Source organism: Allobranchiibius sp. GilTou38 (genome assembly GCF_017565325.1).
GTDB classification, from domain to species: Bacteria; Actinomycetota; Actinomycetes; order Actinomycetales; family Dermatophilaceae; genus Allobranchiibius; species Allobranchiibius huperziae.
The window spans coordinates 92,800-106,823 of record NZ_JAGEKN010000009.1 but is presented as its reverse complement, the minus strand read 5'-3'; the positions used below and the strand labels follow the sequence as shown (position 1 = coordinate 106,823).

The 14,024-nt window shown below is 70.2% G+C and carries 17 protein-coding genes and 1 tRNA gene; 6 read left to right on the top strand and 12 right to left on the bottom strand.

Features of this window, described 5'->3' with window-relative positions:
- Positions 1 to 151: 151 nt before the first annotated feature.
- From JOB34_RS13400 to JOB34_RS13370, 7 genes are all read right to left on the bottom strand, one after another.
- Positions 152 to 949, bottom strand: a complete 798-nt coding sequence (locus tag JOB34_RS13400; RefSeq protein ID WP_208053173.1) for a hypothetical protein — start codon at positions 947 to 949, stop codon at positions 152 to 154.
- A gap of 129 nt (positions 950 to 1,078) precedes the next feature.
- Positions 1,079 to 1,798: a 50S ribosomal protein L1 gene (gene rplA, locus JOB34_RS13395; RefSeq protein WP_208053172.1), complete on the bottom strand. Its 720-nt coding sequence runs from the start codon at positions 1,796 to 1,798 to the stop codon at positions 1,079 to 1,081.
- Between the two features lie 104 nt (positions 1,799 to 1,902).
- The gene (gene rplK, locus JOB34_RS13390) at positions 1,903 to 2,337 is read right to left on the bottom strand and encodes a 50S ribosomal protein L11 (RefSeq protein ID WP_179482653.1); all 435 of its coding nucleotides are present in this window, start codon (positions 2,335 to 2,337) and stop codon (positions 1,903 to 1,905) included.
- Between the two features lie 90 nt (positions 2,338 to 2,427).
- Positions 2,428 to 3,408: a transcription termination/antitermination protein NusG gene (gene nusG / locus JOB34_RS13385; RefSeq protein ID WP_208053171.1), complete on the bottom strand. Its 981-nt coding sequence runs from the start codon at positions 3,406 to 3,408 to the stop codon at positions 2,428 to 2,430.
- Positions 3,409 to 3,511: 103 nt separating this feature from the next.
- Positions 3,512 to 3,766, bottom strand: coding sequence for a preprotein translocase subunit SecE (gene secE / locus JOB34_RS13380; protein ID WP_179482657.1), 255 nt, complete (start codon positions 3,764 to 3,766; stop codon positions 3,512 to 3,514).
- 115 nt (positions 3,767 to 3,881) lie between these two features.
- Positions 3,882 to 3,954, bottom strand: a tRNA-Trp gene (locus JOB34_RS13375).
- Positions 3,955 to 4,154: 200 nt separating this feature from the next.
- Positions 4,155 to 4,619, bottom strand: coding sequence for an Lrp/AsnC family transcriptional regulator (locus JOB34_RS13370; protein WP_208053170.1), 465 nt, complete (start codon positions 4,617 to 4,619; stop codon positions 4,155 to 4,157).
- Between the two features lie 132 nt (positions 4,620 to 4,751).
- Here JOB34_RS13370 and pdhA point away from each other — a divergent pair, with 132 nt between their 5' ends.
- From pdhA to JOB34_RS13350, 4 genes are all read left to right on the top strand, one after another.
- A complete protein-coding gene (pdhA, locus tag JOB34_RS13365) occupies positions 4,752 to 5,858 on the top strand; it encodes a pyruvate dehydrogenase (acetyl-transferring) E1 component subunit alpha (protein ID WP_208053169.1) in 1,107 nt (368 codons plus the stop codon).
- The gene (locus JOB34_RS13360) at positions 5,855 to 6,850 is read left to right on the top strand and encodes an alpha-ketoacid dehydrogenase subunit beta (RefSeq protein WP_208053168.1); all 996 of its coding nucleotides are present in this window, start codon (positions 5,855 to 5,857) and stop codon (positions 6,848 to 6,850) included. The genes pdhA and JOB34_RS13360 overlap by 4 nt, the downstream gene beginning before the upstream one ends.
- Complete coding sequence (locus JOB34_RS13355) at positions 6,847 to 8,217, top strand: dihydrolipoamide acetyltransferase family protein (protein WP_208053167.1); 1,371 nt, start codon at positions 6,847 to 6,849, stop codon at positions 8,215 to 8,217. The genes JOB34_RS13360 and JOB34_RS13355 overlap by 4 nt, the downstream gene beginning before the upstream one ends.
- A gap of 74 nt (positions 8,218 to 8,291) precedes the next feature.
- The gene (locus tag JOB34_RS13350) at positions 8,292 to 9,317 is read left to right on the top strand and encodes an adenosine deaminase (protein WP_208053166.1); all 1,026 of its coding nucleotides are present in this window, start codon (positions 8,292 to 8,294) and stop codon (positions 9,315 to 9,317) included.
- A gap of 68 nt (positions 9,318 to 9,385) precedes the next feature.
- Here JOB34_RS13350 and JOB34_RS13345 read toward each other — a convergent pair whose 3' ends face one another.
- Both JOB34_RS13345 and JOB34_RS13340 read right to left on the bottom strand, forming a co-directional pair.
- Positions 9,386 to 10,138, bottom strand: a complete 753-nt coding sequence (locus JOB34_RS13345; protein ID WP_208053165.1) for a hypothetical protein — start codon at positions 10,136 to 10,138, stop codon at positions 9,386 to 9,388.
- Positions 10,139 to 10,273: 135 nt separating this feature from the next.
- Positions 10,274 to 10,984: a TetR/AcrR family transcriptional regulator gene (locus tag JOB34_RS13340; protein ID WP_208053164.1), complete on the bottom strand. Its 711-nt coding sequence runs from the start codon at positions 10,982 to 10,984 to the stop codon at positions 10,274 to 10,276.
- Positions 10,985 to 11,115: 131 nt separating this feature from the next.
- Between JOB34_RS13340 and JOB34_RS13335 the strand changes: the two genes are divergently transcribed.
- Positions 11,116 to 11,928, top strand: coding sequence for an NAD-dependent epimerase/dehydratase family protein (locus tag JOB34_RS13335; protein ID WP_208053163.1), 813 nt, complete (start codon positions 11,116 to 11,118; stop codon positions 11,926 to 11,928).
- Positions 11,889 to 12,026: a hypothetical protein gene (locus tag JOB34_RS13330; RefSeq protein ID WP_208053162.1), complete on the top strand. Its 138-nt coding sequence runs from the start codon at positions 11,889 to 11,891 to the stop codon at positions 12,024 to 12,026. Before JOB34_RS13335 ends, JOB34_RS13330 begins: the two co-directional genes overlap by 40 nt.
- Here the strand turns inward: JOB34_RS13330 and JOB34_RS13325 are convergent.
- From JOB34_RS13325 to JOB34_RS13315, 3 genes are read right to left on the bottom strand one after another with little or no spacing between them, the layout of a single operon-like run.
- Positions 12,014 to 13,084, bottom strand: a complete 1,071-nt coding sequence (locus tag JOB34_RS13325) for a UDP-N-acetylmuramate dehydrogenase (protein WP_208053161.1) — start codon at positions 13,082 to 13,084, stop codon at positions 12,014 to 12,016. The two genes, JOB34_RS13330 and JOB34_RS13325, sit on opposite strands and share 13 nt — an antisense overlap.
- Positions 13,081 to 13,494, bottom strand: coding sequence for a MaoC/PaaZ C-terminal domain-containing protein (locus JOB34_RS13320; RefSeq protein ID WP_208053160.1), 414 nt, complete (start codon positions 13,492 to 13,494; stop codon positions 13,081 to 13,083). The genes JOB34_RS13325 and JOB34_RS13320 overlap by 4 nt, the downstream gene beginning before the upstream one ends.
- Entirely contained in the window at positions 13,491 to 13,943 is a 453-nt protein-coding gene (locus tag JOB34_RS13315; protein ID WP_179482679.1) for a MaoC family dehydratase N-terminal domain-containing protein, read from the bottom strand. Before JOB34_RS13315 ends, JOB34_RS13320 begins: the two co-directional genes overlap by 4 nt.
- Between the last annotated feature and the right edge of the window lie 81 nt (positions 13,944 to 14,024).

Here is a 14,024-nt window from a genome sequence, read left to right as displayed (position 1 = left end):
GGATCTGCCTCTTGCTCACCTGCGCTGGTTGCCCTACCTGGAAAGGCGGGACCTTCGGCGGGCTCGGGTGAGCCTGCAACCGGCGGTCTTTGGTGCGCTCAGTCTAGGAGCGGCGCGGCCGGAGGACCAAATCGGCCCTCCGGCGCACCGATCAGGTGGACTGCACGCCGCTGATGTCCGCGACCTGAGAGGCCGGCGGCACCGTGATGGTCACCGGCTTGCCGAAGTCGTAGTACTTGATGGTCGAGGTGCCCGTGGCGGCTTTGGTCACCGTCGAGACGGGCAGCCCCTTCGCATCGAGCGTGTCGGTGACGTTCGTGCCCGCGGCCGGCGATGCGGTCAGGGTGGTGCCGCTGGCGGAGGACGACGCCACCGTCCACTGCTCCGCGTTGCTCAGGCTTCCCCCGCCGGCCAGGTTGAGCAGCGGTTTGAAGCTCTCTGCCAGGGTGCCCGTGCTGTTCTTGGTGACCTTCAGGTAGGGCTTGGTGCCGAGGCCCGTCCCGGAGATGTAGGCCACCCCGTCGACGATGATGACCGTCACCTTCTTGCCCCGGATGACCTCGTGCACGGTCGCATCCGTGCGGGCGCCGGTGATCTTGGACTGCGACGTCGAGGTCAGGACGCTGGACGTCGTCGTGGAGGAGTAGGTGCCGCCGGCCTTGACGATGGCCGCCTTGATCCGGTTCTGCAGCGTGCCCGCGCCGATCTTCTGGCCCGTGGTGTACGACGACGCTGCCGCACTGCTGGACGGTGTGGAACTCGAGGTCGAGCTGGCGCTGGAGCTCGTGCTGGAGCCGCCGGACGTGGCGCTGGAGCTGCCGCTGCTCGAGGTGACACCCGGCGAGCCCCCGCTGGAACTGCAGCCCACGACGAAGATGGAGCCGGCGGCCAGTACGGCGACTGCGGCGGCTGTGCTCGGTCGATGGGTCGACGTGCGCGAAGTGTTCATGGGTTCCCCTCGTGGCGGCGTGTGTCGGTACGACGCCCGTCAACCTAGACAGGTTCCCTGGAGTTCGGGGCGCGGACGACGAAGCGCCCCCCACCCGAGAGGGTGAGGGGCGCTTCGTACGTCGATCGATCAGGCGTCGGCCGTGGCCTCTTCCAGCAGGTTGCGGGTGCGGGAGGAGTCCAGCGGGATGCCGGGACCCATCGTCGTCGACATCGTCGCCTTGCTGATGTAGCGGCCCTTGGAGGAGGCCGGCTTGAGGCGCAGGATCTCCTCGAGGGCGGCGCCGTAGTTCTCCACCAGCAGCTTGTCGTCGAAGGACGTCTTGCCGATGATGAAGTGCAGGTTCGCGTGCTTGTCGACGCGGAACTCGATCTTGCCGCCCTTGATCTCGGTGACGGCCTTGGCGACGTCCATCGTCACCGTGCCGGTCTTCGGGTTCGGCATCAGGCCACGCGGGCCGAGGACCTTGCCCAGACGGCCGACCTTGCCCATCAGGTCCGGCGTCGCGACGACGGCGTCGAAGTCGGTCCAGCCGCCGGCGACGCGCTCGAGGAGCTCGTCGGACCCGACATAGTCGGCACCGGCGGCCTCGGCGGCTGCGGCGCGGTCACCGTTGGCGAAGACCAGCACGCGGGCGGTCTTACCGGTGCCGTGCGGCAGGTTGACGGTGCCGCGGACCATCTGGTCGGCCTTGCGGGGGTCCACGCTGAGGCGGAACGCGACCTCGACCGTGGCGTCGTACTTGGTGGTCGAGGTCTCCTTGGCGAGGCGGACCGCGTCGAGGGGACTGTAGAGCGCGTCGCCGTCGATCTTCTCGACGGCGGCGCGGTAGGACTTGCTGCGCTTCATGGTGCTGCTCCTTATGGGTGGTGCGGTGGAGTCGTGGTCCTCGGGCCGAAGCCGGCCCTGCCACAGGACGCCGGCGGACGGGATGCCCGCCGGCGCAGAGTCGATCAGGCCTCGGTGTCGATGCCCATCGAACGAGCGGTGCCGGCGATGATCTTCGACGCCTGCTCGATGTCGTGCGCGTTCAGGTCGCTCATCTTCTGCTCGGCGATCTCGCGCACCTGAGCCTTGGACAGCTTGGCGACCTTGGTCTTGTGCGGCTCACCGGAGCCCTTGGCGACGCCGGCGGCCTTCTTGATCAGCTCGGCGGCCGGCGGGGTCTTGGTGATGAAGGTGAAGGACCGGTCTTCGAAGACCGTGATCTCGACCGGGATCACATTGCCGCGCTGGGCTTCCGTCGCGGCGTTGTACGCCTTGACGAACTCCATGATGTTGACGCCGTGCTGACCGAGCGCGGGACCCACCGGGGGTGCGGGGGTGGCGGCGCCGGCCTGGATCTGCAGCTTGATGAAGCCGGAGACCTTCTTGGACTTGGGGGGCATGCTGAACTTCCTTTTCCTGGTGATGGGCCCACGCCGTGGGCGATGACCCGGTTGCAAACCTCGCCGCAGCGGCGAGGGCGGTGCTGCCGATCAGATCTTGGCGACCTGCTCGAACGACAGCTCGACCGGTGTCTCCCGGCCGAAGATGGACACCAACACCTTGAGCTTCTGGGTGTCGGGGTTGATCTCGGAGATCGTCGCGGGAAGGGTCTCGAAGGGCCCTTCCATGACGGTGACGGACTCGCCGACGTTGAAGTCGACCTCGGGCGCCTCAGCGCCCTTGCCCTGCGCGCCCGAGCCGGACGTCGTACGACCGGTCTCCTTGCCCTCGGGCTCCTCGAAGACCGGGTTCAGCATCGTGACGACCTCGTCGATCGTCAGCGGGGACGGCTGGTGGGAGTTGCCGACGAAGCCGGTGACGCCGGGCGTGTGACGCACCGATCCCCAGCTCTCATCGGTCAGATCCATGCGCACCAGCACGTACCCGGGCATCCGGACGCGGGTACCGACCTTGCGCTGGGAGTTCTTGATCTCGGTGAACTCCTCCATCGGCACCTCGACCTGGAAGATGTAGTCCTCCATGTTGAGGTTGGAGATGCGGGTCTCCAGGTTGGCCTTGACCCGCTTCTCGTAACCGGCGTAGGAGTGCAGCACGTACCACTCGCCGAACTGCGAGCGCAGCTCCGCCATGTAGGTCTCGCGCGGGTCCTCATCGACGGTCAGACCGTCGGCCTCGACCTCGTCCTCGGCGGCGACGTCGGCCTCATCGGCTTCGGCGTCGAGCTCGGCCTGCGTGCCCTCCTCGACCTCGGGGGCGTCGGGGATGTCGGACAGGTCGACGTCCTCGGTGTCCGTCTCGTCAGCGTTGGCGAAGTCGGAGTCGTCGGCGGCGACGTCACCCGGGTCGGGGGTCGCGCGCTGCTCGGAGTCGATGTCGCCGTCGGCGCTCTCCGCGTCCAGCTCGGCCGCAAGGGTGTCGTCCGCGGACGCCGTCTCACCGGCTCCGGAATCGACCCTCGCTGCGTCCGCCTCGTCGGCTTCGGCGCTCTCGGGCGTCCATTGATCCGTCATTGACCTGCTTCCTTCATTGCGTCGTGCGTGTGTCGTGCGGGGCGCGCCCAGGCGATCTGCCGGTGCCGGCTGTTCCTGCGCGTACGTCGGTTCGGCGACGTCGTCACTCTCCGAGTACGAAGCTGACCAGACGCTCGAAGACCTGGTCCAGGCCGACGACGAAGCCCATCACCAGGCAGATGAAGACCACCACCACCGCGGTGTAGTTGAGCAGCTCCTGCCGGGTGGGGCGCACCACCTTGCGCAGCTCGTCGATGACCTGACGGATGAACAGGACGAGCCGGGCGACCAGGCCCCTGCGGGCAGGTGTGCCCGCGCTCGCACCGCGCTGTGCAGCGGTCGTGCTGGCATCCGTCACCGGCGGCGCTCCTTCTTCTCGTCTGCTTCTTCTCGTCTGAGGTACGTCTGCATCGGCTTGTCCTCATCGGTCGACGCCGGACGTGGATGTCCTGCTACGGCCGACGTTGTCGACGCAGGGCACGAGGGACTTGAACCCCCAACCCCCGGTTTTGGAGACCGGTGCTCTACCAGTTGAGCTAGTGCCCTTCACGGGTCACCAGAATGCAACCCCGGCTGGCACGACCGCCCTTCGCTGCTTGCCGCCGCACCCACCGGGTCCGGACAGCAGCCAGCGTGGTTGCGGTCAACCACCCAGCGATCGAGTGTACGCGACCGCCGCGACGTGGCGCGAACCCGCGCTGGGCGCCGGCTCGCTGCGGACACTCCATCCCCGGGGCGGGCGTTGCTCACAGCCGGTCGAAGATCGCGGCCGTGGCGTCGAGCGTCGGCTCCTCGAACACGAGGAAGGTGCGGGTGTTGACCACTCCGGGCATCTCCTGGATCACTCCCAGCACGAGCCGACCGAGGTGGGCGTTGTCGATGGCCCGCACCAGCAGGATCACGTCGAACTCACCGCCGACCAGCCCGATGTGCACGACACCGGGCAACTCTCGGAGCCGCTCGCGGACCACCCGCCAGTCCGCCTGACGCAGGTTCAGGGTCACGTACGCCGTGGTGCCGAGGCCGGTGGCGACCGGGTCGAGATCGGCGCGGAAGCCACGGATCACGCCAGACTGCTGGAGTCGGTCCACGCGCGCGTACGCGTTGGCGCGGGAGATGTGCAGCAGTTGCGCCAGTGCACGGACCGACATACGCCCGTCCTTGGACAACTCGACCAGGATCCTGGTGTCGACGTCGTCCAGCGGTGTCATCTGTCTCACTCTTCCGGGCCGGCAGCGCGCTCTTCTGGACGAATGGTCACCAGAACAGTCCCGATCGAGCACTCTATCTCCGTTTCGACCCGGGTGTTGCGTACGACTGGCGCTCCGCGCAGCATCTCCCCCATGACATCTGAGGACGTCCTGGGTCTCCTGCCGGCGGACGATCCGGTCCGGCTCATCGATGCCGACGGCACGAAGGTGCAGGGATCGGGCAGCGAGCGCTACGAACTGCCGGCGGACGCAGACCTGCTCCGCGCGTACGAGCGCCTCGTCGTGGCACGCAGGCTGAACGACCAGGCGAACGCCCTGGTGCGCCAGGGCCGCCTCGCGGTCTATCCCTCCTCACACGGGCAGGAGGCGTGCCAGGTGGGGGCGGCGCACGTGCTGAAGAAGGGCGACTGGCTCTTCCCCACCTACCGCGACACGGTCGCGGCGGTCGAGCGCGGGGTCGACCCGGTCGACGTGCTGACGCTGCTGAAGGGCGACTGGCACAGCGGCTACGACCCGTACGAGACGCAGGTCGCGCCGGCCACCACCCCGTTGGCCACCCAGTTGCCGCACGCGGTGGGCGTGGCCCACGCCGCGCGCCTGCGCGGGGAGTCCACGGTGGTGATGGCTCTGACCGGCGACGGCGGCACCAGTGAGGGCGATTTCCACGAGGCCCTGAACTTCGCGGCCGTCTTCAAGGCGCCCGTCGTGTTCTTCATCCAGAACAACGAGTACGCCATCTCCGTGCCGCTGGCACGTCAGTCCGCGGCGCCCTCGCTGGCGCATAAGGGCATCGGCTACGGCGTGCCCGGGCAGCGCGTCGACGGCAACGACATCGCCGCGGTGCTCGCGGTGCTCGGCGACGCCGTCGAGCGGGCACGCCGCGGCGAGGGCCCCCAGCTCGTCGAGGCGCACACCTACCGCATGCAGGCCCACACGAACGCCGACGACGCCACGCGCTACCGGCTCGACTCCGAGGTGGCGTCGTGGGTCGACCGGGACCCGCTGACACGGCTGGAGAAGCACCTGCGCAGCCGTGGCCTGATGACCGACGAGACGCATGAGCAGGCCAGGGCGGCGGCGGACGCGGTGGCGGAGCACGTGCGCGAGGGACTCAACCGGGACATCGAGCCGGACGCACGCGAGCTGTTCGCCTACGTGTACGCCGAGCAGACCCCCCAGTTGCGTGAGCAGGCCGCGCAGGTGGCCGAGGAGTCGAGCCGAGAGGTGGCCGGGCGATGAGCACGATCGAACACGAGAAGCTCACCATGGCGCAGGCGCTCAACCGGGCGTTGCGCGACGCGATGCTCGCCGACGACTCCGTGCTGATGTTCGGCGAGGACGTCGGCGCGCTGGGCGGCGTCTTCCGGGTGACCGACGGACTCAACGAGCGGTTCGGCGACACCCGGTGCTTCGACACCCCACTGGCGGAGTCCGGCATCGTCGGGATGGCCGTCGGGATGGCGATGAACGGGATGCGCCCCGTCGTGGAGATGCAGTTCGACGCGTTCGGCTACCCGGCGTTCGAGCAGATCGTCAGCCACGTGGCCAAGATGCGGAACCGCACGCGCGGGCGGGTGCACCTGCCGATGGTGATCCGGGTGCCGTTCGGCGGCGGCATCGGCGGCGTGGAGCACCACTGCGACTCCTCGGAGGCCTACTACGCCCACACGCCCGGGCTGCACGTCGTGACACCGGCGACTCCGACCGACGCCTACACGCTGCTGCGCGCCGCGATCGCCTCCGACGACCCGGTGGTCTTCATGGAGCCCAAGAAGCTCTACTGGAGCAAGGAGGAGGTCGCGCTGGGGACGGACGGACCCGGCATCGGCACCGCTGTTGTACGCCGCGAAGGGACCGACGCGACCGTCATCGCGTACGGCCCGTCGGTGCCGGTCGCCCTCGAGGCCGCCGAGGTCGCCGCCCAGGAGGGTCGCAGCCTGCAGGTGGTCGACCTGCGCTCGATCGTGCCGTTCGACGACGAGACGGTCGCCGCCGCGGTCCGCAGCACCGGTCGCGCCGTCGTGGTCGCCGAGTCCGCCGGCTTCGCGAGCGTGTCCTCTGAGATCGTCGCCCGGGTGACGCAGCGCTGCTTCCATTCGCTGGCAGCGCCGATCGGCCGGGTGACCGGTTTCAACATCCCCTACCCCCCGCCGAAGCTGGAGCACTTCCAGCTGCCGAGCGTCGACCGGGTGCTCGACGCCGTCGACGACCTGCAGTGGGAGGACCAGTGAGCGACCAGACCTTCCTGCTCCCCGATCTGGGCGAGGGTCTGACGGAGGCCGACATCGTGCGGTGGCTGGTCAGCGAGGGTGACACCGTCGTCGTGGACCAGAGCATCGTGGAGGTGGAGACGGCCAAATCGGTCGTCGAGGTGCCGTCGCCGTTCGCCGGCGTCGTGGCCACCCTGCACGCCGCCGAGGGCGCCACCCTGGACGTCGGCCGGCCGCTGATCACGGTGGCGAGTGTGATCTCGACGCCCTCCCCTGACGCCGCGCAAGAGTCCGCTGCGAGCTACCGCGAGGAGGAACGCGCCGGGTCCGGCAACGTCCTCATCGGCTACGGCACCTCCAGCGACGCCCCCACGGGTCGGCGGCGTCGACCGCGCGCAGCCCACGCCGCTGCCGCATCTTCTGTGTCCGCCCCGCCTGCTGCGTCGAGTAGGGACACGATGCCGCCCGCGGCCTCGGCGCCGGACGGCCACCGCGCCGCACCTGCCGCCCCCGCCGCCGCGAAGCGGGTGCCGCTCGTGATCTCTCCCCTCGTCCGCAGCCTGGCCCGCGAGCGCGGGCTGCGCCTGGAGGCCATCGAGGCCACCGGGGCCGGCGGAGTCATCACCCGCGCCGACGTCGAGCGCTCCTCGGGCGCGCGTTCCACGGCGGCCACCGTCCCCGCGGTCGGGCCGGTCGCCGGCGAGGTGCGCATCCCGCTCAGCGGTTTCCGCAAGGCCGCTGCGGCGGCGCTGAGCCGCAGCAGGTCGGAGATCCCGGAGGCGACGGTGTGGGTCGATGTGGACGCCACCGCACTGTGGGAGCTTCGCGAGCGCACCCGTGCCGCCGGCTCATCCGGACCTGGCCTGCTCGCGTACCTGTCGCGCTTCACGGTCGCCGCGCTCAAGCAGTACCCCGTGCTGAACGCGCGACTGGACACCGAGCGACAGGAGATCGTGCAGTTGCCGCAGGTGAACCTGGGCATCGCGGTGCAGGGCGACCGGGGCCTGGTGGTGCCCGCAGTGATCGGCGCGGACACGATGACGACCTCGCAGCTCGACACGGTTATCCGGCGCGTGACGGCGACCGCGCGCGAGGGCCGCAACAGCACCGAGGAACTGAGCGCCGGGACGTTCACGCTCAACAACTACGGCAGTTTCCGCGTCGACGGCAGCGCCGCGATCATCAACCACCCGCAGGTCGCGATCCTCGGCTTCGGCCGCATCCTGGATCGGCCCTGGGTCGTGGACGGACAGATCTGCGCACGCAGGATCACCCAGATGAGCTTCGTCTTCGACCACCGCGTCTGCGACGGCGGGACTGCCGCGGGTTTCATGCGATGCGTGGCGGACGCGATCGAGGACCCCGCAGCGGCGATCGCCGGACTCTGAGGCATGCCCCCGGCAACGCGCCGGGGGCGTCCGCCCGCCGTACGAGCTCCCCTCTCCCGTAGCGTCGGCTCATCATGCGATCGATCGCGCGGCTGCCCAAGGCGCACCTGCACCTGCACTTCACCGGCTCCCTTCGGGTGCAGACCCTGCACCAGCTGGCCGCCGAGCACGAGCTGCGGCTGCCGGAGTCGTTCCGCGGCGAATGGCCGCCGACCCTCAGTGCGGCCGACGAACGCGGCTGGTTCCGGTTCCAGCGGTTGTACGACGCCGCGCGGGCGTGCGTGCAGGAGGAGGCCGACCTGCGCCGACTGGTGCGGGAGGCCGTGCAGGACGACGCAGCCGAGGGCTCGCGCTGGCTGGAGATCCAGGTCGACCCGACGTCGTACGCCGGGCGGCTGGGCGGCATCTCGCCAACCCTGGAGATCGTCCTGGACGAGGCGGCCACGGCCGGTGCGCAGTGCGGCGTCGGCGTCGGCGTCATCGTGGCGGCCTCCCGGATGCGGCACCCGTTCGAGGCGCGTACCCTGGCGCGGCTGGCGGCCAAGTACGCCGGCACCGCCAGCGGCACGGTGATCGGCTTCGGCCTCAGCAACGACGAACGCCGCGGCGACACCAGCGAGTTCGCGCCCGCGTTCCACATCGCCCGGTCCGCCGGTCTGGCGTCGGTGCCCCATGCAGGTGAGCTGCTCGGGCCCCAGGCGGTGAGCGAGACGCTGGACAGCCTGCTGCCGGACCGGCTCGGGCACGGGGTCCGGGCGGTGGAGTCCAGTGCGGTCCTCGACAGGGCACTGGAGGCCGGAGTCGCCTTCGAGGTGTGCCCCGGATCCAACGTCGCGCTCGGCGTCTACCCCGACCCCGCGGACGTCCCGCTGCGGCGGCTCTTCGACGCGGGCGCGCAGATCGCCCTGGGGGCGGACGACCCGCTGCTGTTCGGAAATCGTCTCATCGCGCAGTACGCGTCCGCGCGCGAGGACCACGCATTCACCGACGCGGAACTGGCCGAGCTGGCCCGCCGTTCTCTGCATGCCTCGCGGGCGCCGACGGAGCTCAAGCGCGCGGCGCTGCTCGACATCAACGCCTGGCTGGCCGAGCCGGCGTAATCGCCCATCGACGGCGAACGGCCGCGCGCACCCATGAGGTGCCCGCGGCCGTCCGCTGCGGCGCTGCGTCAGCGACGCGAGGTCGGGCTGGTCGCACCCCAGATGTAGGTCGCTTCCTTGTAGACCACGCGATAGTCACGCGCGGCGCTGGAGGTGTAGCTCCAGGAGTAGTTGCCGCTCTTGTCGGCCACCACGTCCTTCAGGCCGGTCCAGGTCGACCCGCCGACCGTCTTGTACTGGATGACGCCGGTCTCCCCCGCCCACGGGATGTTGACCTCGTCGGCTGTGGAGTAGCGCACCACGTGAGTGCTCAGGGTGACCCTGCTGCCGGAGCGCGAGGTGTTCAACCCCGCCCAGGACCCGACCTTGGTGGTCGTCTGCGGGCTGTTCTGGCTGTAGGCGTTGTCGAAGTTCTCGTCGTAGGCCCCGTCGCCGGCCCAGGTGTGGGTGCCGAGCGGGGTGTCGTCGTACATGTCCCACGTGGTGCTCTTCTGATCGTCGAACAGGATGAAGTCGGACGGGTTCTCCTCGCTCCCGATGATCCAGGCGGCGTTGGGTCCGGGGTGCAGGGCGCACCCGCCGGTCACCCGCACCGGCACCTGGTACTCGGGCTGCACGACACGGGCCGTGGCCGGGACGATGAGGGAACAGCTGCCGATGACCGGAGCGTCGCCGTCGGCGTGGGTGCGGACCTTCGCGCTGAAAGCCTTCAGCGCACCCTGGTGGTGGCCGACGACCGCGGCATCCGCGTGGCCTGCGGTCGCGGCGCCCAGCGCCAGAGTGAGTGGGATCGCGGCGAGCGCGACGGAACGACGGGACATGGAGGTCTGCTTTCCTGGGACGGCACGGCCCCCTGGCCGTGCACCGCCCGGAGCGTACGTTGAGCGGCACGCCCGCCGGTGGTTCCCCGCCTCCACGAGACCGAACCGTGATGATCGGCCGCAGACGACTCCGGGTCAGTGAGCGCGCTCCCGCAACCCCAGGTAGTCGCTCATGGCGCGCATCTCGAACTCGAACAGCGCGTCCGGGTCCTCGATGCCGCCCTCGAAGCGACCGAACAGTTCGAAGCTCAGGGCCCCGAAGAGCTGTGTCCAGGCGAGCAGCCCCCGGGCCACGAGCGCGCCCGGGAGTTCCGGCACGTCGAGGAAGGCGGCAGCGGTGACCATGTCCGCCCGCAGTCCTCGACCCAGCCGGTCCCCCTGTGCTGCCGTCGACGACCTCCCGGCCGCCGCGTCACGCAGGATCTGCGCGAGCAGCAGTTGTGGGCGGCTCGCCGGCCCGACGGTGTCCTCCGGAGCCTGGTAACCGGGCACGGGACTGCCGTAGAGCAGCGCGTACTCGTGCGGGTGAGCGAGCGACCAGGCTCGGATCCCGCGGGTCAGAGCCATCCACCGTGCGTGCGGATCACGGCGGGGCGCCGTGCGTTCCGCCTCGTCGGCGGCGTCGGCCAGTTCGTCGTACGCGTCGACCACGAGCGCGGTGAGCAGGTCGTCCCGACTCGGGAAGTAGCGGTAGACGGCCGAGGAGACCATGCCCACGTCTCGGGCGACCGCGCGCAACGACAGGTCGGCGCCGTCGGTGGCCAGGTGCTCTCGCGCGACCCGCTTGATGTCATCGGTTGTCTCGGCGCGGACCCGCTCACGCGCCCCGGTGCGGCGTTCTGTCATGGGCCGATCATGACATATCGGAGAGCAGTGCCAACAAAAAAGAGCAGTGCTCTTGACACGGACCCATTGTTGGACCGATGCTCGTAACCGAGAGCACCGCTCTCTTATCGCTATCGACAGAGGAGATCATCATGGACAAGCACGTCGTCGTCGGAGCCGGTCCGGTCGGCTCGGCAGTGGCCCAGCAGCTGGTGGAGCGCGGCGCGGAGGTCGTCGTCGTCACTCGCAGCGGCACCGCGGTGCCCGGCACCACGGCCGTCGCCGCCGATGCGTCGGACGCCGCTCGCCTCAGCGAGATCTGCGCAGGCGCCCGCGCGATCTACAACTGCATCAACCCGCCGTACCACCAGTGGCAGGAGACCTGGCCGCCGATGGCCCAGGCACTGCTCGCCGCGGCCGAGAGCTCCGGTGCGGTGCTCGTCACCACCGCCAGCCTGTACCCGTACGGTCCGGTCGACGGCCCGATGACCCAGGGCATGCCGGACAGCGCCACCGGCCACAAGGCCAAAGTGCGCGCCCGGATGACCGCCGACGCCATGGAGGCCCACCGCGCCGGACGGCTGCACGCGGTGGAGGTCCGCGGCAGTGACTACCTCGGCGGCAACTCCTACATGGAGGCCACCATCACGCCTGCCTTCCGCAAGGGACGCACGGCGTACGTGCCGGCCGACCTGGACGCGCCGCACACCTTCACGAACGTGCAGGACATGGCGCGCACCCTCATCGCGGCGGCCTACGACCCGAGCAGCTGGGGCAAGGTCTGGCACGCTCCGAGCGTCGCGCCGTCGACGATGCGCGAACTGCGACGATCGCCGCGGCTCAGCTCGGCGCGAAGCGCAAGGTCCGGTCGATGCCCTACGCCGCTGTGTGGATCGGTGGGGTGTTCAACCCGTTCATCAAGGAGATGCGCGAGACGCAGTACCAGTTCCGCGGGCCGTACGTGATGGATTCGAGCGCGGCGCAGGAACACTTCGGGATCACGCCGACCCCCCTGGAGGACTCGGTGCGCCTCGACCTGGCGCACACCGCTCAGAGAGCGTGACCGACCATGACCGGCTCGGCGACCAGCTGCACGCCGAACGCGTCGTGCACCCCGTCGCGCACCTCACGCGCGAGGGCCGCGACGTCGGCGGCGGTGGCGCCCCCGCGGTTGGTGAGCGCCAGTGTGTGCTTGGTCGACAGGGCCGCCGGACCGGGCATCGCGTATCCCTTGCCGAAGCCCGCCTTGTCGATCAGCCAGGCGGCCGCCGTCTTGATGCCCTCGTCGGACGGGAACCTCGGCGGCCGTGGGGCGTCCGGGCCCAACCGGGCCGCGGCGCGCTGCTCGAAGAGGTCGAACTGGGAGGAGCTCAGGATCGGGTTGGTGAAGAAGGACCCGCAGGACCAGGTGTCGTGGTCGGACTCCTGCAGCACCATCCCGCGCCGGCCCCGCTGCTCGAGCACGGCAGCCCGCGCGTCGGCCAGGGGCACCCGGTCACCCACCTCGACACCGAGCCCGGCGGCCAGGTCGGCGTACGCGATCGGCTGGGACAGGTCGGCGGGACGCAGCTGGAAGAGCACGTCCAGCACGACGTACCGCTCGCGGCCCTTGAAGAGCGAGTGCCGGTAGGTGAAGTGGCAGTCGGCGTTGGCGAAGGTGCGCACCGCCTCCTCGCGGCGGTCCCAGACCCGCACCTGCGCGATGGTCTGGGAGACGTCCTGGCCGTACGCGCCGACATTCTGCACCGGAGTCGCGCCGGTCAACCCCGGGATGCCCGACAGTGCCTCGATGCCGGACCAGTCGCTGGCGCAGGCCTGCTCCACGAGGTCGTCCCAGGGCTCTCCGGCGGCGACCCGGACGAAGACTCCCCCGCACGCGTCGGCGGAGTCCACCTCGACACCGCGGGTCGCGATCCGCACCACGGTGCCGTCGAAGCCCTCGTCGGCGATGACGACGTTCGAACCTCCGGAGAGCACCAGGAGCGGCTCCTCGGCGTCGTCGCACTCGCGGACGGCGTCGACCAGCTCGTCGGTGCTCGTCACCGTCACCAGCCGGCGCGCGGGACCGCCCACCCGCATGGTCGTGAGACCGGCGAGCGGGACATCGAGCTCCTCCTTCACGCGAGGGTCACGGTCGCGAGCGCCCGCGACAGCACCGCCGTGCCGCCGACCGTCGCCGTCAACGCGATCGTCGCCGTGCCCGCCTGCTCGTCCACGGACTTCACGCTCGCCTCGACCTGTACGTCGGCGCCGCCGTCGTGCGGCACCGGCACCGGCGCGCTGAAGCGCACGGAGTAGTCCGACACCCGGCCGGCGTCGCCGAGCCAGTCGACGACCACCTGGACGGCGGCGCCCATGGTCCACATACCGTGCGCGATGACGTTCGGCAGGCCCACGGCGGTGGCGGTTGCCTCGTCCCAGTGGATCTGGTTGAAGTCGCCACCGGCCCCGGCGTAGCGCACCAGGGTGGCCCGATCGACATGGATGGTGCGGCCGGGCAGTTGCTCGCCGACCTGGGGAACCGTGCTCATGCGTCGCCTCCGCCGCGGATCACCAGCAGGGATGTGGCGGTGGTGGTCAGGTCGCCACCGGTGGTCTTGATCTGCGTCTCCAGGGTCACCATCGAGTGGCCGCCGGCGGCCCGGACCCGGGCGATCGTGGTCTGCGCGACGACCTCGTCACCCGCGACGAGCGGCCGGTGGTGGGTGAACTTCTGCTCGCCGTGCACCACCCGCGAGTAGTCGATGTCGGCCTCGGGGTCCAGGATCGCGGCAGCTTCCGCACTCTGGGAGATGCCGATCGCGTACGTCGGGGGCGCGACCACGTCGGCGTATCCCCGGCGTCCGGCCTCGGCGACGTCGGTGTGGGCGGCATCGCGCGCACCCACCGCGGCGGCGAACTCGGCGATCTTCGCCCGGGAGACGACGTACGGATCGGTCGGCGGATAGGTGCGACCTTCCACCTGTGGATTCACGGCCATGGCACGCGAGCCTAACCGGCACCCGGCGGGGGCAGAGGCAGGGCGGCCGGGATCCATCCTCGGCCCCACGTCCGTCAGGGA

What these genes read in the sequence shown, in the direction of transcription:
- JOB34_RS13400 (WP_208053173.1), bottom strand. Translation starts at nt 949, where the DNA reads ATGAACACTTCGCGCACGTCGACCCATCGACCGAGCACAGCCGCCGCA.
- rplA (WP_208053172.1), bottom strand. Translation starts at nt 1,798, where the DNA reads ATGAAGCGCAGCAAGTCCTACCGCGCCGCCGTCGAGAAGATCGACGGC.
- rplK (WP_179482653.1), bottom strand. Translation starts at nt 2,337, where the DNA reads ATGCCCCCCAAGTCCAAGAAGGTCTCCGGCTTCATCAAGCTGCAGATC.
- nusG (WP_208053171.1), bottom strand. Translation starts at nt 3,408, where the DNA reads ATGACGGATCAATGGACGCCCGAGAGCGCCGAAGCCGACGAGGCGGAC.
- JOB34_RS13370 (WP_208053170.1), bottom strand. Translation starts at nt 4,619, where the DNA reads ATGACACCGCTGGACGACGTCGACACCAGGATCCTGGTCGAGTTGTCC.
- pdhA (WP_208053169.1), top strand. Translation starts at nt 4,752, where the DNA reads ATGACATCTGAGGACGTCCTGGGTCTCCTGCCGGCGGACGATCCGGTC.
- JOB34_RS13360 (WP_208053168.1), top strand. Translation starts at nt 5,855, where the DNA reads ATGAGCACGATCGAACACGAGAAGCTCACCATGGCGCAGGCGCTCAAC.
- JOB34_RS13350 (WP_208053166.1), top strand. Translation starts at nt 8,292, where the DNA reads ATGCGATCGATCGCGCGGCTGCCCAAGGCGCACCTGCACCTGCACTTC.
- JOB34_RS13345 (WP_208053165.1), bottom strand. Translation starts at nt 10,138, where the DNA reads ATGTCCCGTCGTTCCGTCGCGCTCGCCGCGATCCCACTCACTCTGGCG.
- JOB34_RS13340 (WP_208053164.1), bottom strand. Translation starts at nt 10,984, where the DNA reads ATGACAGAACGCCGCACCGGGGCGCGTGAGCGGGTCCGCGCCGAGACA.
- JOB34_RS13335 (WP_208053163.1), top strand. Translation starts at nt 11,116, where the DNA reads ATGGACAAGCACGTCGTCGTCGGAGCCGGTCCGGTCGGCTCGGCAGTG.
- JOB34_RS13330 (WP_208053162.1), top strand. Translation starts at nt 11,889, where the DNA reads ATGCGCGAGACGCAGTACCAGTTCCGCGGGCCGTACGTGATGGATTCG.
- JOB34_RS13320 (WP_208053160.1), bottom strand. Translation starts at nt 13,494, where the DNA reads ATGAGCACGGTTCCCCAGGTCGGCGAGCAACTGCCCGGCCGCACCATC.
- JOB34_RS13315 (WP_179482679.1), bottom strand. Translation starts at nt 13,943, where the DNA reads ATGGCCGTGAATCCACAGGTGGAAGGTCGCACCTATCCGCCGACCGAT.